Here is an 18,772-nt window from a genome sequence, read left to right as displayed (position 1 = left end):
TTGCTGGATATTCGGAATATCAGATTGCTTTCTTAATTAATTAAGGGCAACTATTCGCTTTCTCTTTTTTGTGTTGTGCGGCAATGAAAAGAGCGATATCGAATTCCACAACGTAGCATATTTTTTATCCATAGTAAATCCAGGGAGTAACACCATGTCAGAAGAGGCCAAAGAACTGAAAAAAGAGCTGGCGAAGCGTAAACGGATGGCAATCGATATTGCATCGGAGATTCATGATATCGTCGAAGATTCGCTTTGGGTAGACTACAACAAGATGCCCGGGCTTGCCGAAAAGCTTGTGGTCGCCGTGCAGGAGGCCAACCAGTTCAAGGCTGAAAACGGTCTCTGATAGCGATTTTCGGCATGGAGAGTTGCGCGTGTGCTGAGAGGAACGTCGGCGATGCCATCGGGTCCAAGACACCTCACTGACCTTCAAAAGCGCTAAAACATCAAGAGACTGTCGCGGTTTAGTTTCCGAGACAGCCTCTTGCCATTTCATTTGTTTTGTCTGCAAGGCGACGAAACATGTCGCCTTGTCAGGACATCATCCAATGGTCGATTCGAGCATTTTGCAGTTCTCATCGACGATCTTGGCAGATTTCTGCAAGAGGTCGAGATCGGCCTGGTCGAGGTTGATTTCGTAGATCTGTTCGACGCCGTTGCGGCCGAGCTTGACCGGGACGCCGACGAAGGTTTTGTCGATGCCGTACTGGCCTTCGAGGCCGACGGCGCAGGGGAGCACACGCTTGCGGTCGAGCACAATCGATTCGACCATCTCGACCACCGAGGAGGCCGGAGCGTAGAAGGCTGAGCCCTGCTTGAGGTGCTCGACGATCTCCGCACCGCCGTTGCGGGTGCGCTCGACCAGCTTGTCGATGGTTTCGGCGGGGAGGAGGTCCGAAATCGGAATGCCCGCGACGGTAGTGTATTTGACCACCGGCACCATGGCATCACCGTGGCCGCCGAGCACGCAGGCGTTGATGTCCTGCATCGAGACGCCGAGCTCCATCGCGATGAACGAGCGGAAGCGCGCTGCGTCGAGCACGCCGGCCATGCCGATGACCCGCTCTTTCGGCAGTCCGCTGCGCACCCATGCCACGTGGGTCATGATGTCGAGCGGATTGGAAACCACGATGATGATCGGGTTTTTCGAGTGCTTCATGATGTTGTCGGTCACCTCCTTCACGATGCCTGCGTTCTTCATCAGCAGGTCTTCGCGCGTCATGCCGGGCTTTCTGGGCAGACCGGCAGTGATGATGACGATATCGGAATCCGCCGTATCGGCGTAGTCGTTCGAACCGGTGATTTTGGTGTCGAAAAGGCCTACCGGTCCCGTTTCATACATGTCGAGTCCCTTGCCCTGAGGAATACCTTCAACGACATCGAGCAGCACGAGCTCTCTGGCAAGCTTTTTGTCTGCAATACGGAAAGCCGTGGTTGCCCCAACGTTGCCTGCGCCAATAACGGTGATTTTCATAATGCACTTACGGGTTTTGGTTTCTGTTGGATGATGTCCTGCTGCTCGTCTTCTCAGGGGACATGCTATGAATCGTGCGATCAATCGCGTTTGTCGTCAGGAGCGAAGCCTGACCTGCTTTCAATGGAGCCGATCCTCCGTAAAGCCGCGCAAATGCCCCGGTCGCTTCCGCTCAGCACGGGAGCGCGTGGAGAAACGCTCGAATTGGAGGTGGGCAGGCAAGCTGCCGCGTTCAGCTCCGTAGTTGCGTTTCAGTCGGCGATGTTGAGAGGTGCTCCAAGGAAGAGCAAAAGGGCACCTTGAGAAATGTCGTGTTTCAAGGTGCGCATAAAAAAAGCAAGCCGTTAATGCTCGTGAGCCGGCTTGCTTTTAATATAAGCGTAATGCATCTCCGCCCAAATCAGGAGGGGATGATATCGACCTGTTTTTTGTTGTTGCGGCCGTTCCTGAAATGAACGGTGCCATCGACAAGGGCGAAGATGGTATGATCCTTGCCAAGACCGGCGTTGTCACCAGGCTTGATGGCCGTGCCACGCTGACGGAGAATGATGGTTCCCGCGTTCACGGTCGAACCGCCTGCGGCTTTCACGCCGAGGTATTTCGGATTGCTATCGCGGCCGTTTTTGGTTGAGCCGCCGCCTTTTTTATGTGCCATGAGACAAAAAAATTTGTGTTATCAATTCCTGTTGAATCAGATCGACATCACTTCGACCTGGGTCATGTGCTGACGGTGCCCGTTACGTCTCTGGAAACGCTTGCGGCGTTTCTTCCTGAAAACGATGATGGTTTCGTCTCTGACGTGGTCGAGCACCTTGACCTTTGCGGTGCCTTCGCTCAAAGCCGAATCTGCCTGACCGACCTTCATGAGACTCTTAACTTCAATAACGTCGCCTGCAACGGCCTTCTGCTTGGGGACAAAAATCTTGTCACCCTCTTGTACCAAAAACTGTTTGTCGGAAATCTCGATCAGCGCCTGCATCATTGTAATGGTTTGGTGATAAAGAGCATGAATATACGAGAAAGAAACCGTTTTTCAAATCGTTGCCGTGATCTTTCACAAATGAAGTTCAGCGAAGGAAAAAGGTGACGATGAGAATGATGCCGAACATGCTGAACGAGATCGTGAACAGTTTGTACCATGCCGTGTAGCGCGAAGTTTCGCAGGGGTAGGTGATCGGCTGGATCGCCTTGACAATATAGCCCATCGTGAGGGCGATCTGGAGGACGAGCAGGCCGATTTTGGCGAAGACCCACGGCGTCCAGCCCGCGTAGAAGTGCGCCAGCAGGAGGCCGGAGAGGATGACTGAAATGACGGCCACATCGGCTACTTTCGTTTCGAGCTTGATGAAGCGGCGCAGCAACAGCGAATAGTCGTCGGCCTGCTGCTTGTTGCCGGTCAGGCCCGGTTCGAGGGTTTTGAGCAAAAAGAACGAGGCGAAAATCGTGCCGAACCAGGCGGCGAAACCCGTGATGTGTATGACGCGCAGAAGAGCATGAAAGTCCATGTGCGGGGGCATTGGTTGTCAGAAAAAATCTGTTTCAAGATATTGCGCCAGGGCCAGCTTTTCAAGCCGTCTTGTAGACTTGTATATTTATGGTCGCTGCTTTAGTTTAAGGACGCCTCTAAAAACTTATTACGAGCCCCGATTGCTGCGTTGGGTGGTGCTCAAAATCCTCACGTACTACGTGTACGCTCCGGTTTTTCCGCTCCAGCCGCCTTGCATTCGGTTCTCTCATGACACTTTTTATAGGCGTCCTTCTCCTTGTTCGGCAGTATCTGACAATTTCAACCCGCGATTTCGCCATGGCAAAAAGCGCTCAGGGCCGTAAAAAAGAACCGACACCGATGATGCGCCAGTATCTCGAGGTCAAGGAGCGTTATCCCGAGTATGTACTGCTGTTCCGCGTGGGTGATTTCTACGAAACCTTTCTTGACGATGCCGTGACGGTTTCGGCGGCGCTGAATATCGTGCTGACGAAGCGCTCGAACGGCAGCGCTGGCGAGATTCCGCTGGCCGGGTTTCCGCATCATGCCAGCGAGGGGTATATCGCCAAGCTGGTGACAAAAGGGTTCAAGGTGGCGGTGTGCGATCAGGTTGAAGACCCGGCGCTCGCCAAGGGGATTGTCAAGCGGGAGATCACCGACATTGTGACGCCAGGCATAACCTACAGCGACAAAATTCTCGACGACCGCCATAACAACTACCTCTGCGCGGTGGCGCTGTTCAAGCGGGGGCGCGAGCATCTGGCGGGCGTGGCGTTTGTCGATGTGACCACCGCCGAGTTCCGGATGACCGAGCTGCCGGTGGCCGAGCTGAAGGATTTTCTTCAGTCGCTCCATCCTTCCGAAATCCTTATTTCCTCACGTGACAAAGAGCTGCGCGACAGCTTGGCCAAGAGCATGAACACGCTTTTTACGGTGCTCGATGAGTGGATGTTCAGCGCCGAGCAGGCTTCCCAAGTCCTGGAAAATCATTTTAAAACGCACTCGCTCAAGGGGTTCGGTATTGACGGTGTTGAGGGCGGACGGATCGCGGCGGGCGCTATCCTGCAATACCTCGAAGAGGCGAAACAGGGGAGTCTGAAGTACCTTGTGCGGATCGGCCTGGTCGAGAGTGCGGAGACCATGACGCTCGACATCCAGACGCGGCGGAATCTCGAAATCATCTCCTCGATGCAGGATGGTTCGCTGAACGGAAGCCTGCTCGAAGTGATCGACCGGACGAAAAACCCGATGGGGGCGCGGCTGTTAAGGCGCTGGCTGTTGCATCCGCTCCGGAAGCTCGAGGCGGTCGTGCAGCGGCACGACGCGGTCGAGGAGTTGCTGGAGTCGGATTCGATGCGCGAGGAGTCACGTCAGTTGCTCGGCGGGATCATTGATCTGGAGCGCGCGCTGGCGCGTATCGCCACGTCGCGGGCGATGCCGCGTGAGGTGCGTTTGCTCGGCTCCTCGTTCGCACTGATTCCGCAGCTCAAGGCGATGCTTGCATCGTGTGAGGCGCAGCGGTTGCGCCATCTCGCCGACCGACTCGATTCACTGCCGGAGCTGGCCGAAACCATCGAGCGGGCGCTCGATCCCGAGGCGTCGGGGACGTTACGTGACGGCGGCTACATCCGCGCCGGGTACCACGAGGAGCTCGACGAGCTGCGGGCGATCTCGTCCGGGGCGCGTGACCGGCTGCTCGAAATTCAGCAGGCGGAACGGAGCAAGACCTCGATTTCGACGTTGAAGGTGCAGTACAACAAGGTGTTCGGCTACTACATCGAGGTGAGCCGCGCCAACAGCGACAAGGTGCCGGAGTATTACGAAAAGAAGCAGACGCTGGTCAACGCCGAGCGCTACACGATTCCGGCGCTGAAGGAGTACGAGGAGAAAATCCTGACCGCCGAGGAGAAGAGCCAGTTCCTCGAACACCGGCTGTTTCAGGAGCTGTGCGCCGCGGTTGCCGCCGAGGCGGCCTCGATCCAGAAAACCGCCGCCGCGCTGGCCGAGCTGGACTGCCTTGCCTGCTTCGCCAGTTGCGCCGACGAGTACCGCTACTGCCGTCCGGCGATGAACGAGGGGACGGAGCTGTCGATCACTGGCGGACGCCATCCGGTGCTCGAACGCATTCTCGGCGCGGACGAACCGTACGTCGCCAACGACTGCCGGGTCGGTTCCGACCAGCAACTGCTCATCATCACCGGCCCGAACATGGCCGGTAAAAGCTCGTACCTGCGGCAGGCAGGCCTCGTGGTGCTGCTCGCGCAGGTGGGCAGTTTCGTGCCCGCCGAGTCTGCCGAGATCGGTCTTGTTGATCGGATTTTCACCCGCGTCGGCGCGTCGGATAACCTCACCTCCGGCGAGAGCACCTTCCTCGTGGAGATGAACGAGGCGGCGAGCATCCTCAACAATGCGACCGAACGAAGCCTGCTGTTGCTCGATGAGATCGGGCGCGGCACCAGCACTTTCGATGGCATGTCGATCGCCTGGTCGATGTGCGAGTTCATCCACGACCGGCTCCGCGCCCGTACGCTCTTCGCCACGCACTACCACGAGCTGGCCGAGCTGGAGTCGCGCTTCGAGCGCATTGTCAACTTCAACGCCACGGTGGTCGAGACCGCCGACACGGTGATCTTTCTGCGCAAGATCGTGCGCGGCGCGTCGGACAACAGCTACGGCATCGAGGTGGCTAAAATGGCCGGAATGCCGCCGGAGGTGATCGAGCGGGCGAGGGAGATTCTGGCCGGAATGGAGAGGCGCGAGGTCGAGGTGCCGACGCAGCGCGAGGCTCCGCCGAGGGTTGTTTCGCAGCAGATTTCGCTCTTCGAGGAGGAGGAAAGCCGCCTGCGCAAGGCGCTGTCCGGCATCGACATCAACCGTCTGACGCCGCTCGACGCGATGATGGAGCTGAAGCGGTTGCAGGACATCGCCCTCGGCAAATCGAAGGCCTGAGCCCATGAGCGACACGTCTCGAACCCGTTCGGTTCTCCTCATCTTCGTGCAGGCCTCCAGCGGCGTGGATGGCGCGGCTTCGCTCGAAGGGACGCCCAAATCCGGACTCGCTCTCCTGAAAGATCGAGCTATGAGCGCCGTCATCAAGCGGGCGCAGTTTGCCATTCCGCCGCTCTCGCTCATGATTCTCAGCTCGGTTGAAGTGCCCGGCATCCGGCAGGAGATTTGTGATTTGCGTTTCGACAAGCTACCGCTCGACAAGCCGTGGGATCTGGTCGGCATCAGCGTCCAGACCGGCGCGGTCAAACCTGCTATCGAGGTCGCCTCGCTGTTTCGTGAGCGCGGCGTGCCGGTGGTGCTCGGTGGGCCGTACGTCTCGATTTTCCCCGACCGTTGCCGCGAGCACGGCGATACGCTGGTGATCGGCGAGGCCGACGACCTGTGGCGCGAGGTGCTCGAAGATTTGCGTCGTGGCGCGCTCAAGCCGGAGTATCGGCAGGGGGCGTTTCCCGATCTCTCCGCACCGCGCCCGGTCGATAAATCCGCGCTCCAGATCAACCGCTACTTCACGACCAACGTCGTGCAGACCACGCGCGGTTGCCCCTACAGTTGCGATTTCTGCAACGTGCATGTCATGAACGGTCACAAGCTGCGCCACCGTCCGGTCGCGGAAGTGGTGCGCGAGGTGGAGCAATTTCTCAAGCAGGATCGCCGCATCTTCTTCTTCCTCGACGACACGGTCAATGCCGATGAGGCCTATGCTTCGGAGCTGTTCTCGAAGCTCATTCCGTTCAACATCAAATGGGTCGGCCAAGCTACCACGCTGCTTGGCGAGAATCCGAAGCTGCTCGACATTTTCGCCCGCTCCGGCTGCGGGGCGCTGCTGGTCGGCATCGAGAGCCTTGCCGACGAGAGCAACCGCGCGCACCACAAATTCCACAACCCCGCCGAGCGGCAGGTGCGCTGCATCCAGGAGATTCGCAAGGCAGGCATCTGCGTCTATGGCAGCTTCATCTACGGCCTCGACGGCGACACGCTCGCCATGCCGGAGCGGATCGACGCCTTCATCGATGAGGCGGGCGTTGACGTACCGGGCATCAACCTTTTGCGCCCGATTCCTGGCACTGGGGTGTTCGACCGTCTCGCTACCGAGGGACGGTTGCTGCACCCGAGTTACGACCACGACGCTTTCCGCTTTTCGTGGGGCCAGGAGATGCTCTACCTGCCCAAGCAGATGAGCCTCGACGAATTCATTCCAAGCTACACTGAGCTGACCTCGAAAGTTTTCACCCCGCGCCGGGCCATCGAGCGGGCCATGCGCGCCCCTACGCTACGCTCGGCAGTGCTGATGTTCAACATGCTCTACGTGCACATGTACGGGCTGTCGAGGAAGGACTTGCGGCGGCAGCTTGCCGAACTCAGCTCAGAGCACTGATCTCTTCTTCGAGCATTTGCTGTATGTAGAGGTCGGCGTAATAGCGGCCGTTGGCAAGCAGCTCTTCATGGGTGCCGCTTTCGGCGATTTTGCCATCGTGCAGCACGATGATGCGGTCACAGTTCCGGACTGTCGAAATGCGGTGGCTGATGAGCACCACGGTGGTGTCCGGCAGCTTTTCGAGCAGGCCGTCGAAGATGCGGGCTTCTGTGGAGGTATCGACCGCTGAAAGGGCGTCGTCGAGCACGAGGATTGACGGATTCCAGCGGAGCGCCCGTGCGATGCAGGCGCGCTGTTTCTGGCCGCCCGAGAGATTGATGCCCTTCTCGCCGAGCATCGTCTCGAAACCGTCTGGAAAATCTTCGACATCGTCGTGCAGCATTGCGATGCGGCTCGCCTCGATGACGTCAACCCCTACCGCGTTGCTGCCGAAATCGATGTTGTTGCGGATGGTGTCCGAGAAAAGGAAGTTCGACTGCGGCACGAAGCCGATGGTGCGCCGGATGTCGGCAAGCGACAGCGTTTTGATGTCGTGCCCGTCGATCAAAATCCGCCCTTCCGCCGGATCGTACAGGCGAGGGATGAGGTTGACCAGCGTCGATTTTCCGCTTCCGGTCGCACCGACGATGGCCAGCTTGGTGCCGGGCCGCACTGTGAACGAAATATCTTCGAGCACCGCTTTGTCCGGCTGCGACGGATAGGCGAAGCGCACATGCTCGAACACAAGCTCGCCTTTCAGCGATGATACGGGTGCAGGCTTCGTGGCAGTTTTTTGCGGCTCGTTGATGTCCGGCTTTGTATCGAAAATCTCCTGCAATCGGCCTTGTGCGGCGGCGGCTTTCTGGATGATGTTGGTCACCCAGCCGATCGAAATGATCGGCCAGCTCAGCATCGTAACGTAGATAAGGAACTGAGCGATGTTTCCAATGCTCATGTTGCCTTGCATCACCTTGAAGCCGCCAAACCAGATAACCGGAATGAGCGACAGGGCGGTGAGCGCGGTCAGCAGCGCCATGAAGCGGGCCTGGATTCTGCCGAGCTGAAGGTTTTTGTCGTAATAGCTCTTGTTGAACTTCTCGAACCGACCGGTTTCGTACTCCTCGCGATTGTAGTTGCGCACCACCCGGATTCCCGAGATGTTCTCCTGCACGAGATTGGTGATGGCCGCGTAGTTTTCCTGAATCTCACGCGAGCGCTTCTGGATCGACACGCCTGTCCGATAGACAGACCAGCTCAAGAGCGGTGCGGGCAGCAGCGCAAGCAGGGTCAGAACGGGCGAGATCGAGATCATGGCTCCTACGGCGAAGAGCAATCGGAAGAGCGTGTTGATCGAGTACATGATGCCGGGTCCGAGAAAGTCGCGTACAGCGTTCAGGTCGTTGGTACCCCGCGAGATCAGTTCGCCCGAACCGGTGTTGTCGTAAAACGAGCTCGAAAGAGTTTGCAGGTGGCTGTAGTAGTCGTTTTTCAGATCGAACTCGATATGTCTCGACGTTACGATAATGAGCTGGCGAACCAGATAGAGGAATAGTCCGCTGAGGGCGGCGAACAGCAGGTAGAGGCCGGTCTTGTGGAGAATTTCATGCATCTCGAACGGACGGCCCATCAGGTCGATCGCTTCGCCGAGATAGCGGGGAGCCGCCACCGCGAAGAAGTTGGTGATGATGACGCACACGATCCCTGCAGCAAGAGATTTGCGGTAGCGAAAAAGATATGGGCGCAGGGCCAGCAGATTTTTCATCCGTCCTTTTTTGATGTGACGACTTAATGTATAATAAGTGAACAGAAAACAAAACAGCGTTCAGACATGGCCTTTGAATCATCAAAAAGTTATTACTCGATCGGTGAAGTGAGCCGGATTTCCGGCATTCCCGCCTACCTGCTCCGCTATTGGGAGGAGTTTTTCAGCGAGCTTGCTCCAGCAAGGGATACCAGAGGTAACCGTCGATACACCAACCGCGATATTGCAATGGTGCTCAATATCAAGGAGCTGGTATACGAAAAAGGCTTCAAGCTCAACAAGGCAAGCCAGATGATCAAGAACGGTAAGGGAGCTGATCAGGGGGCAGATCATAAAACCAACGAGATTCTCAAGCTTCAGAAACAGCTTTCCAGAGAGCAGCAGCAATTTGAAATCAGTGACGAGCGGCGTCGCACGCTTTTGCTTGAAATCAAGGACGAAATCGAAGAGATTCTGGAGCTAATGGGGTGAGGTGAACGGTTGGCTACCGTTTCACTTGCTCGATTCTTGCTTTCGCGTTAACAAAAAAAGACCGGTACTAAGACCGGTCTTTTTTTTGCATTCGAAACTGTTGGGTTCGAGCTTACTGAGCGTAAAGGACTTCGAACTGGCCGACGCCACCTTTGCAGACGTGCTCAACCCAACGGGCATAAGCACCACCGCTCCAGCGATACTCTTCAAGGTTTTGCGAGCGGAACTGAGGAGCTGCATAGCGCACTTTGTAACCCTTCGGCAGCACAACTTTGAGCTGTGCGTCAACGTTGAAGTTGTTGAACTTGCCGACCATGCCGTGGTGAACCAGCGGAATGAGCGGGTGGTTGAGGATTCTGCGGAGGCCGCCTCCAGCATCTACCGATACGCCTGGGAAGTCGCCGTCAACCTTGACTTCGATACCCTGCGAGTCGGAACGGAATCCAGCTTCGACCGATGCCGGCCTGTTGAGTTTGTCGGCCGGGAAGAGCTCTGCCCAGCGGGAGATGGAGTCAACCATACCGGAACCGCCGTGCGAGAAACGCCACCTGGAAACGCCAACCGGACCTTTGGGGCCGCTCTCGGTGTTCATGCCATTGACCTCGATCTTGGAAATCCTCTGACCACCTTCGTTCAGTGCGGTAAAGGCGGGACCGATGAACCAGAACTCACGGATCCAATCACCAAAAGCCCCGGTTCCCATCGACTGCCTGGTACCTTCCCAAGTGTCGATAAGGTCGTTGTTTTCGAGCGGAACTTTCATGAGGATGTCATGGAACTGACGGCCCTGCATGTAGATCGGGTTGGGCACGTTGCGGCGGACGGCGTCTGAACGGTAGTAGTACATGTTCACGACGGAACCTTCGAATGAGAAGGTGTGGCTGAAGTCGCCAACCGATACCATACCTTCACCGACGGAGATTCTTCTCTCCTTGGTTTCGTTGGCGATGTCGGCTTCGATGGTCAGCTTGTTCTTGGTGCTGTCAACGATCGATTCGATGACGGCCGAGATGCGGACGAAACCTTTTGCGGGATCGAGCGGTTTTACATTCAGCTTGACATTGCAGTCTGCAGGAAGCAACGGGCTGGCAGGAGGAACATTTACCTTCGCCCGAGCCTTCACCTTCCCCCAGGAGCTTGAACCGCCTTCAAGTACGATTTCGTAATCGGAATGGGCGGTCGTCACGTCGTTTGAGCCGAAAAGAGCCATAATGATTCTCCTTTTTCTGGTGGCGTTTAAAATGGTATTTTCAGGAAAAACACTGGGTTGCTTCCTGTTAAATAACAGCTTGAAACAAATTTAAAGAATAAATATTAATAAGTAAAGTAAAATATGTCTCTTCCCGGCTTCCGGCGACATCCGTTTCCATTTCCTGCAATCCTGTTTTCTGCTGTTCAGGAAATCTTTTCTGACCGCTTTTCCCGGTTGGCAACGAACTCCTTGCTGCCATGAATGCTGCTGGCCGGGAGATTATGCATCACCCGTTTTTCAGAAACTTTTCCCTGCCGCTCCTGAGCGGTCTTCTTCTCGGCATTTCGTTTCCTACCTGGCCGTCGGTTCATCTTGAGCCGTTAGCCTGGATCGCGCTCGTGCCGCTGCTCTTGTCGCTGGAGCACGAGGAGCGTTTCGGTCTCTATTTCCGAAAGGTTTGGGCTGCGATGCTGCTGTTCTGCCTTGTCAGTCTCTGGTGGGTGTGCCTTGCCACTTTCGTCGGGGGCGTTCTGACCGTTTTTGCCCAGTCTCTTTTTTCAACCTTGCCGCTCCTGCTGTTTTATTATTTGCAAAAGCGGGCGGGCTACCGTTTTGCTTTGCTGGCGCTACCGTTCGTCTGGACGGGTTGGGAGTGGGCCTACATGCAGCAGGATCTGTCACTCGGATGGCTGACGCTCGGTAATACGCAGGCCAACCTGCTCTGGATGGTGCAGTATGCTGACTTGTTCGGCGTATGGGGCATCAGCTTTTGGGTGGTGACCTTCAATGTTTGCGTCTTGTTGCTTTTCAGAGCAAACTCCACCCGCCCGGTGCGCGCCAGCATTATCCTGCTCATGGCAGCCATGATTGCTGCACCGCTCATCTACGCACGGTACGCCTTCGATGAAGCTGATAGCCAGAAAGATATTTCCACAGTTCGGGTGGCGTTGGTTCAGCCCGATATCGATCCGCATGAAAAGTGGGGAGAGATTGGCTGGAGTCAGACCCTTTTTCGTCTCTACAGCCAGACCGGTCAGGTTATGGATACTGCTTCTCGTCCCGATCTGGTCATTTGGCCGGAGACGGCAATTCCGTTTTACATTCTCGATCCGCTCAACAAGCCGTACATGAATTCTCTCCGGCGCATGGTCGAGCGCTGGCAGACACCCTTGCTGACCGGGGTGCCCGATGCGGAGCCTCTTGACACCCGGTATGGTTCGGGAGACGCAGCTGCTGCCGACGACAGTCAGCCAGAAGCTTATGCCACGTATAATGCTTCGATGCTTTTGCTGCCCGGCGACGAGCCAGTGCAGATCTATCGGAAAATGCGGCTTGTGCCTTTCGGGGAGCGGGTTCCTTACTCGGAATATCTGCCCTGGCTGGAGAAGCTTAGTTTTTCCCTTTCCGGCATTTCGAGCTGGCAAAAAGGGCAGAAGGCTACGGTTATGACCTTCACAACGGTACAGGGGCGCCCCGTCAGGATGGCCAATATTATCTGCTATGAATCGATTTTTCCCGGTCTGGTCAGCCGTTTTGTAAGGAACGGCGCGCAATTCCTGACGCTGGTGACCAACGATGGCTGGTATGGCACATCGTACGGCCCGTGGCAGCACGCAGCTATCGGACGGCTTCGTTGCATCGAAAACCGCCGGGCGATGGCCCGTTGCGCCAACACCGGCGTCACGCTTTTTTATGATGATTGCGGGCGGAGTTACGGGCAGATTCCGTGGTGGCAGCTTTCGGTGACAACCGCTGATGTTCCCCTCGAAACCGGGTTAACCTTCTACACGCAGCATCCCGATCTGGTGCCATACGCCTGCCTGGGAATCTCAGGTATGTTTTTGCTGGTGGCGGTAGTTCGAAAAAGGGTGGTCTGAGGGATGGTTTGAAATGATTGGTCGATTGGTCGGTGTGCAGCACTTTCTTGCCTATGACCTCCATATCTTCCCTACAATCCATATTCCTTGATCTTGCGATAGAGCGTCCGCTCGTTGATTCCGAGGGCCTGGGCTGTTCTGCGTTTGTTGCCTTCGAAGGTTGCAAGAGCTTCGGCAATGGCGCGCTTTTCAATTTCTTCAAGCGGCATCACCTCGGCGGCTGGCGCGGCTGGCGTAGGAGCTTGGGCGGATGATGGGGGCAGGAGCAGGGGACTGCTCGTCGCCGGGCGCGACATGAGCGTCTGTTGCAGCATCTGCCGGATTTCACCGATCTCCTGCCGCAGCTGAATGAGGCTGCTGTAAATGAGGTGCATCTCGTTTTTGTCCGATTTGCCAGGGTCGTGGACCAGGCTTTTGTGGCGGCTTCGCTGAATCAGGTGCTTTTCGAGGAGGTCAGGCGTGATCTCTTTGCCCCTTTCAAGAATAAGCAGCGATTCGATCAGGTTGCGCAGCTCCCTGACATTACCCGGCCACGGGTAACGCAACAGCAGTTCGCCCGAATCGTGGCTGAACCCCTGAAACGCAATGCCGTGCTTGCGTTCGAACTCGTGCACGAAATGCTCGGCCAGCATCAGAATATCGCTGCCCCTCTCCCTGAGCGGCGGAAGATGCAGTTCGACGCTTCGCAGGCGGTAGTAAAGATCCTCCCTGAAATTCTTTTCGGTGACCTCCTGCGTAAGGTTCCGGTTCGTGGCCGCGATGATACGGGTATCGATGGAGATCGTTTCAGAGGAGCCAACCCGCTGGAACTGACCGGTTTCGATGATGCGCAGGAGTTTTACCTGTGTTTCAAGCGGCATTTCACCGATTTCATCCAGAAAGATCGTGCCCTTGTCGGCGCTTTCGAAATAGCCCTTTCGTGCCTGCACCGCCCCGGTGAACGCGCCCTTCTCGTGGCCGAACAGCTCCGATTCGAGAATGCCCGATGGAATCGCGCCGCAGTTGACCGGAATAAAGCTCTTGCCAACCCGCCGGCTGTGCTCGTGGATAAAGCGCGAGAGCACCTCCTTGCCCGAACCGGTTTCGCCGGTGATGAGCACCGTAACGTCGGTCGCGGCTACCTGCAAAGCGAGCTCTTTAAGCTGAAGAATTGCCTGAGAACGGCCGATGATATCGAATTCCTTCTTCATGAACCTGCGGTCTGATGCGAAATGGTGTGCCGGATCATGGCTGGGCGGGAACCACGATCGACTCAATTGGCATCGTGCGCCCGAACGCCGCAGCCTCCTGGCGTGAGTTAAAGGTACGGTTCATCCGGACTTTGTAAATGCCGTTGATCAGCCGCACCGAAGCCGGGGCTCTGGAGGCGAGTTGCGCGACGAGCTGATCGGCGTTGGTGATGCTGTCGAAGCTTCCAAACTGGAGCGTAAAGGGGCCATCGCTTGCGGCCGGAGCGCTCGGCTTCGGCACAACAGAGTCCGCAGGTGCGGTGGCAGGTGCAGCTGCCGGGAGTGCGCTGACGTTCGGTTGCGTCGGCAGTGGAGCTGCTGTTACCACTGGCTTCGGGGCGACCGAGCCTTTGATTGGCATGACCGGCAAGCCCGCCGATGTAGCGACTGCCTGCTGGTAGGCGTTCAGTCTGCGGCGGCTGATCGGGTCGAGCTGGGGGTCGGGATACTTCTCGAGCTGCTCGCGATAGAGCGCAGCGGCTTGAGGGCCGTCTTCGGTCAGCAACGCCCGAACCAGCAGCTTTTCCGAGGGCTTTGTTATCTGGCCGCGGATTTTTTCCAGTAAATAAACCTTATCTTCCTTCACGTACTGAACAATTTCAGATGCGTGCGAAACTTCTTCGGCCAAAACCGCCGTGTTTGGACGGCCTGTCAACATCCCTGCCATGAGGAGCAAAACAGTCAGCGGAAGGCTACGGAGCTTGAGCATGGTTCGATTCGATAGTCTGGTCGTTGAGAATAGGCAACTCTGCTGCCGCTGCCTTTACGTGAATATGGGAAATATTTTACGATTAAATCAATTCCTGTTCCATGAAGCATTTTTCGGTCAAAGCCTGCGCTAAAATCAATCTCGGTCTGCTCATTACCAGCCGCCGGGATGATGGCTACCACACCCTTGAAACGATCTTTGCGCCTATCGAGTGGCACGATACGCTCGAGTTCACCGAATCGGATAAAATCGGCATGGAATGCACCAACCTCGATCTGCCGGTTGATGACACCAACCTCTGCATCCGCGCGGCCAAAGCGTTGCAGGATTATGCCGGGATCAGCAAGGGCGTGTCGATGAAGCTCGTCAAGCGCGTGCCCTTCGGCGCTGGCCTCGGCGGCGGCAGCAGCGATGCTGCGGCGACGCTGAACGCGCTCTGCCGCCTCTGGGAAATCGACGTGCCCTCGGCAGTGTTGCACCGCCTTGCCGTGAAGCTCGGTGCTGATGTGCCCTATTTTCTTGAGATGAAGGGACTGGCTTACGCATCCGGAATAGGCGAGGAGCTGGAGGATCTGTCTCTCGCCCTGCCGTGGCATGTGGTCACCGTGTTTCCAGAGGTGCAGGTGCCGACCGCCTGGGCTTACAAGAATTTCCATCGCCAGTTCGAGCGGCCAGTGCCTGATCTGAAAGCGCTCGTTCGCCGCCTCTGCGATGACCGTGATCTGTCTGTGCTCGATGCGTTCGAGAACGACTTCGGTTCTGTGGTGTTCGAGAACTATCCGGTGGTGAGCCAGGTGCGTGACACGCTTGAGGCATCCGGAGCGCAGTTCGTCTCGCTCTCCGGCAGCGGCTCGGCGGTCTACGCGCTGTTCGAGAATCGGGCTTTGGCCGATGAAACCGCCGAGGAGATGGCCGGTAAGTTCCGTGTCAATGTTACCCCTGCAGGTTTCCGGATGGAGTGAGGTCAGAGCAGAAGCCCTCTTGCATTCCGGCAGGCTTCAGCCCGTCGGACATTATTCTGTCTCATATTTACGTTGCCCCGGCTTTCAAGCCGGGGGTAGAGGTCGCCAATCCTTATTACTCCAGCAACCATAATAAGAAATTGGGCTGAAGCCCTGATTTTTTTTGTTTATCCATGAACCCCGGACTGAAGTCCGGGGCAATTGTTCAAGATATTTAATCGTCTGAGCAATAGTCCAGGTATTCACCCCCGTCGCTTCGCGCTCATCAGATCTTCCAGCTCCGAGGCAAACAGCTTGATGTCCTCGTCGAGGAAGTGCGAGGACTGGAGGCGTACCCGCTTGACCAGTGAATAGTCGATCAGTGCGTCAAGCTGGTGTTCGCTGAACATCGGTGCGCTGGCAACGTTTGAACCGTCCGGCGCGGTGAGTGCAGAGTTGCCCCAGTAGGTGAAGCTGTCTTCGTTGCCCACCCGGTTGACGCAGGCCACGTAGCAGCTGAACAAAAACGCGCTGGTCGAAGCGATGGTTTGCCACTGCGAGACGATGGAGGGCATACCCTCGCCGGGCGAAAGCCGGAGCGGGCTCGACATCAGCACCAGCAGCAGCTTCGCGCCCTGATGGGCCAGCAGATAGGGCACCGACATATGCCAGAAATCCTCGCAGATTGCCACGCCGATTTTTCCGAGCCGCCGTGACGGCACAGCCTCGACCTGACGTCCCGCCGAAAAATAGCGCAGCTCCTCGAACATGCCGTAGGTCGGCAGGTAGATTTTGCGGTGCACGCTCTTGCCTATTCCGTCCTCGAACATGAATGCCGAATTATAGACTCCGTAGTCGTCACTCAGCTCGATTCCCCCACAGATAACCGTAATTTCGCGGCTCAGCTCCCGAAGCGGGGCGAGCCTGTGGTCCTCGATGTGCATCGCCATGTCCTGTGCGGCATCCTGCACGTTATAGCCGGTGAGTGAGAGTTCAGGAAAAACGATCGCCTCGACTCCATCCCTGATGGCCTGTTCGATCGCCTTGACGTGGCTTTCGAGGTTCTCGTCGAAATTGGCGAGCGTGCAGTCCGACTGAACGATTCTGAGCTTGGCTTTGAGCATGGTTTCAGGTCTTAGTGGTAGGGATAGAAGAGGTAGAAGGTCAGCGACAGCGCGGCCAGCACCGCCATGCCTGTGTTGATTTCGCTGAACCTGCCCGAGAGCGCCTTGATGAGCACCCAGCTGATGAAGCCCATCGTGATGCCGACGCCGATGTTGAAGGTAAAGAGCATCATAACGATGGTCAAGAACGCGGGCAGCAGCTCGGTGTAGTCGGCGAAATCGAAGTGGCCCGCCGACTCGATCATGAACATGCCCACCAGCACGAGCACCGGCCCGTAAGCCTGCGGCGGCACGATGGTCAGGATCGGCGAGAAGAAGAGTGCGAGGGCGAAAAACGCCGCGACCACGAGTGCTGTGAAACCGGTCTTGCCGCCCTGCTCGATGCCCGATGCTGACTCGATGTACACGCCGGCGGTGGTGGTGCCGAAAAGCGCCGCGGCGGTGGTCGAAAGCGCATCGACCAGCATTGGCTTCTCGATTTCCGGCAGGTTACCGTTTTCGTCCAGCAGGCCAGCGCGGGCCGACAGGCCGATGAGGGTGCCCATTGTATCGACGAAGTCCATGACCAGCACGCTCAGGATCACCCCGATGAAGCCCCAGGTGAGGGCGCCGGCAATATCGATCTGCAAAAAAAGAGGTGCAAGCGATGGGGGTAGGCTGAAGGGCTTTGCCGGAACGTTCAGCAGGCCGAGGGCGAGCATCAGCAGCGTCGTGGCGGCAATGCCGATCATCAGGGCGCCGGTGACTCTGCGCACGAGCAGCGCACTTGTCAGCACGAGTCCGCCAAGTCCGCAGAGTACCGGAATGGTTGTCAGGTCACCGAGCTTCACCGGAGCGCCGGGTACGCCAAGCGCCACGACGCCCATGTCCGAGAGACCGAGGAAGGCGAGGAACAGTCCGATGCCCACCGCGAAGCTGTGCTTCAGGGTCATCGGAATTGCCTCGGCCAGCCATTTGCGCGTGCCCGTCAGCGTAATGAGCGTGAAGAGCACGCCGCTGATCAGAATCGCGCCGAGCGCCGTCTGCCACGAATAGCCGAGCGTCTTGACCACCGTGTAGGCGATGAAGGCGTTCTCACCCATGTACGGCGCGACGGCGAACGGGCGCTTGGCATACAAGCCCATCAGCACCGTTCCAAAAATGGCCGTCAGGATGGTGGCGGTCATCGAAGCCTCACGCGGCATTCCCGCAGCTTCGAGGATGGCCGGATTGACCACGATGATGTAGGAAAGGGTGAAAAAGGTGGTCAGCCCCGCCAGAAACTCCTGGCGGTAACCGGTTCCGAGCCGTTCGAATTCGAAGAAGTTCCGCATGAACGTTGTAAGCTGTCAAGTTACGGGTATGGCGAAAAATACGAATAATGCGATAGAATCTTTACCGTTAACCATTCCGCTTGGTCTCGATTCGTTTCAGACAAAAAAGTCAAATAGGTGTTGGAGGCTTGTCGCCGGTTTTTTATATTGGACTAATTAAGTCTTATTTAAGGATCATCAAACAAACGCAACCAGTAAGAGGAGATACAAAATCATGAGTGTACTTGTAGGCCGTCCGGCACCCGATTTCAACGCAGAAGCCGTTGTCAATGGTTCGACCTTCGTGGATTCCTGCCAGCTTTCGGCATATCGCGGCAAGTATGTCGTGCTGTTTTTCTATCCGCTCGACTTCACTTTTGTGTGCCCGACCGAGCTCCACGCTTTTGAAGAGAAGCTCGAGGAGTTCAAAAAGCGCAACGTCGAGGTGCTTGGCTGTTCGGTGGACTCCAAGTTTTCGCACTTCGCCTGGCTCAATACTCCGCGCAACAAGGGTGGCATTCAGGGCGTGACCTATCCGCTGATCTCCGATATCAACAAGACCATCGCGAAAGATTACGATGTGTTGACTGCTGACGGCAGTGTGGCGCTGAGGGGTCTGTTCCTGATCGACAAGGAGGGCATCGTTCGCCACCAGGTGGTTAACGATCTTGGCCTCGGCAGGAATATCGATGAGGTGATCCGGATCGTCGATGCGCTTCAGTTCACCGAAGAGTTCGGTGAGGTCTGCCCGGCCAACTGGAACAAGGGCGACAAAACCATGAAGCCGACCGACGAAGGTCTGAAAGAGTACTTCGCCGAGTGATTTCGTAGGGGCGGTCTGCGGACTGT

Annotated in this window: 18 protein-coding genes; 7 read left to right on the top strand and 11 right to left on the bottom strand. The window is 56.8% G+C overall.

Going from position 1 to position 18,772, the window contains the following annotated elements; translation table 11 throughout:
- Nucleotides 1–154 precede the first annotated feature (154 nt).
- On the top strand, nucleotides 155–349 hold the full coding sequence (locus tag CPAR_RS08095) for a CCE_0567 family metalloprotein (RefSeq protein ID WP_012502826.1): 195 nt from the start codon (nucleotides 155–157) through the stop codon (nucleotides 347–349).
- A gap of 195 nt (nucleotides 350–544) precedes the next feature.
- Here CPAR_RS08095 and mdh read toward each other — a convergent pair whose 3' ends face one another.
- From mdh to CPAR_RS08075, 4 genes are all read right to left on the bottom strand, one after another.
- A complete protein-coding gene (gene mdh / locus CPAR_RS08090; RefSeq protein WP_012502825.1) occupies nucleotides 545–1,477 on the bottom strand; it encodes a malate dehydrogenase in 933 nt (310 codons plus the stop codon).
- Between the two features lie 400 nt (nucleotides 1,478–1,877).
- On the bottom strand, nucleotides 1,878–2,132 hold the full coding sequence (gene rpmA / locus CPAR_RS08085) for a 50S ribosomal protein L27 (RefSeq protein ID WP_012502824.1): 255 nt from the start codon (nucleotides 2,130–2,132) through the stop codon (nucleotides 1,878–1,880).
- A gap of 36 nt (nucleotides 2,133–2,168) precedes the next feature.
- A complete protein-coding gene (gene rplU, locus CPAR_RS08080) occupies nucleotides 2,169–2,456 on the bottom strand; it encodes a 50S ribosomal protein L21 (protein ID WP_041466336.1) in 288 nt (95 codons plus the stop codon).
- Between the two features lie 88 nt (nucleotides 2,457–2,544).
- On the bottom strand, nucleotides 2,545–2,982 hold the full coding sequence (locus CPAR_RS08075) for a hypothetical protein (protein ID WP_041466182.1): 438 nt from the start codon (nucleotides 2,980–2,982) through the stop codon (nucleotides 2,545–2,547).
- A gap of 299 nt (nucleotides 2,983–3,281) precedes the next feature.
- On the opposite strand from CPAR_RS08075, the gene mutS reads away from it, so the two are divergent.
- Together mutS and CPAR_RS08065 are read left to right on the top strand one after the other, a co-directional pair.
- Nucleotides 3,282–5,912, top strand: a complete 2,631-nt coding sequence (mutS, locus tag CPAR_RS08070; protein WP_012502821.1) for a DNA mismatch repair protein MutS — start codon at nucleotides 3,282–3,284, stop codon at nucleotides 5,910–5,912.
- A gap of 4 nt (nucleotides 5,913–5,916) precedes the next feature.
- Complete coding sequence (locus tag CPAR_RS08065) at nucleotides 5,917–7,347, top strand: B12-binding domain-containing radical SAM protein (RefSeq protein WP_012502820.1); 1,431 nt, start codon at nucleotides 5,917–5,919, stop codon at nucleotides 7,345–7,347.
- Here the strand turns inward: CPAR_RS08065 and CPAR_RS08060 are convergent.
- Nucleotides 7,331–9,088 carry an ABC transporter ATP-binding protein gene (locus CPAR_RS08060; RefSeq protein ID WP_012502819.1) on the bottom strand — a complete coding sequence of 586 codons (1,758 nt, stop codon included), beginning with the start codon at nucleotides 9,086–9,088 and terminating at the stop codon, nucleotides 7,331–7,333. The genes CPAR_RS08065 and CPAR_RS08060 overlap by 17 nt on opposite strands.
- Before the next feature lie 66 nt (nucleotides 9,089–9,154).
- Between CPAR_RS08060 and CPAR_RS08055 the strand changes: the two genes are divergently transcribed.
- A complete protein-coding gene (locus tag CPAR_RS08055; protein ID WP_012502818.1) occupies nucleotides 9,155–9,559 on the top strand; it encodes a MerR family transcriptional regulator in 405 nt (134 codons plus the stop codon).
- A 112-nt stretch (nucleotides 9,560–9,671) separates the two neighbouring features.
- On the opposite strand, the gene CPAR_RS08050 is transcribed toward CPAR_RS08055, so the two are convergent.
- Both CPAR_RS08050 and CPAR_RS11075 read right to left on the bottom strand, forming a co-directional pair.
- On the bottom strand, nucleotides 9,672–10,769 hold the full coding sequence (locus tag CPAR_RS08050) for a bacteriochlorophyll a protein (protein ID WP_012502817.1): 1,098 nt from the start codon (nucleotides 10,767–10,769) through the stop codon (nucleotides 9,672–9,674).
- 67 nt (nucleotides 10,770–10,836) lie between these two features.
- Nucleotides 10,837–11,010 (bottom strand): hypothetical protein, encoded by a 174-nt coding sequence (locus CPAR_RS11075; RefSeq protein WP_156773416.1) that lies wholly within the window; start codon nucleotides 11,008–11,010, stop codon nucleotides 10,837–10,839.
- On the opposite strand from CPAR_RS11075, the gene lnt reads away from it, so the two are divergent.
- Complete coding sequence (lnt, locus tag CPAR_RS08045) at nucleotides 11,009–12,628, top strand: apolipoprotein N-acyltransferase (RefSeq protein WP_012502816.1); 1,620 nt, start codon at nucleotides 11,009–11,011, stop codon at nucleotides 12,626–12,628. The genes CPAR_RS11075 and lnt overlap by 2 nt on opposite strands.
- 71 nt (nucleotides 12,629–12,699) lie before the next feature.
- Here the strand turns inward: lnt and CPAR_RS08040 are convergent, their stop codons facing one another.
- Both CPAR_RS08040 and CPAR_RS08035 read right to left on the bottom strand, forming a co-directional pair.
- Nucleotides 12,700–13,818, bottom strand: a complete 1,119-nt coding sequence (locus CPAR_RS08040; RefSeq protein WP_012502815.1) for a sigma-54 interaction domain-containing protein — start codon at nucleotides 13,816–13,818, stop codon at nucleotides 12,700–12,702.
- 34 nt (nucleotides 13,819–13,852) lie between these two features.
- Entirely contained in the window at nucleotides 13,853–14,566 is a 714-nt protein-coding gene (locus CPAR_RS08035) for an SPOR domain-containing protein (RefSeq protein ID WP_012502814.1), read from the bottom strand.
- A 101-nt stretch (nucleotides 14,567–14,667) separates the two neighbouring features.
- Between CPAR_RS08035 and ispE the strand changes: the two genes are divergently transcribed.
- Nucleotides 14,668–15,528 (top strand): 4-(cytidine 5'-diphospho)-2-C-methyl-D-erythritol kinase, encoded by an 861-nt coding sequence (ispE, locus tag CPAR_RS08030; RefSeq protein WP_012502813.1) that lies wholly within the window; start codon nucleotides 14,668–14,670, stop codon nucleotides 15,526–15,528.
- A gap of 242 nt (nucleotides 15,529–15,770) precedes the next feature.
- On the opposite strand, the gene CPAR_RS08025 is transcribed toward ispE, so the two are convergent.
- Nucleotides 15,771–16,631 carry a nitrilase-related carbon-nitrogen hydrolase gene (locus CPAR_RS08025; RefSeq protein WP_012502812.1) on the bottom strand — a complete coding sequence of 287 codons (861 nt, stop codon included), beginning with the start codon at nucleotides 16,629–16,631 and terminating at the stop codon, nucleotides 15,771–15,773.
- A gap of 11 nt (nucleotides 16,632–16,642) precedes the next feature.
- A complete protein-coding gene (locus CPAR_RS08020) occupies nucleotides 16,643–17,944 on the bottom strand; it encodes an NCS2 family permease (RefSeq protein WP_012502811.1) in 1,302 nt (433 codons plus the stop codon).
- A gap of 214 nt (nucleotides 17,945–18,158) precedes the next feature.
- Here CPAR_RS08020 and CPAR_RS08015 point away from each other — a divergent pair, with 214 nt between their 5' ends.
- Nucleotides 18,159–18,746, top strand: a complete 588-nt coding sequence (locus CPAR_RS08015; protein ID WP_012502810.1) for a peroxiredoxin — start codon at nucleotides 18,159–18,161, stop codon at nucleotides 18,744–18,746.
- Nucleotides 18,747–18,772 lie beyond the last annotated feature (26 nt).

This window comes from Chlorobaculum parvum NCIB 8327, assembly GCF_000020505.1.
GTDB classification, from domain to species: Bacteria; Bacteroidota; Chlorobiia; order Chlorobiales; family Chlorobiaceae; genus Chlorobaculum; species Chlorobaculum parvum_A.
Note: the sequence above shows the minus strand (reverse complement) of the source record. Positions and strands in the feature narration are given on the sequence as shown.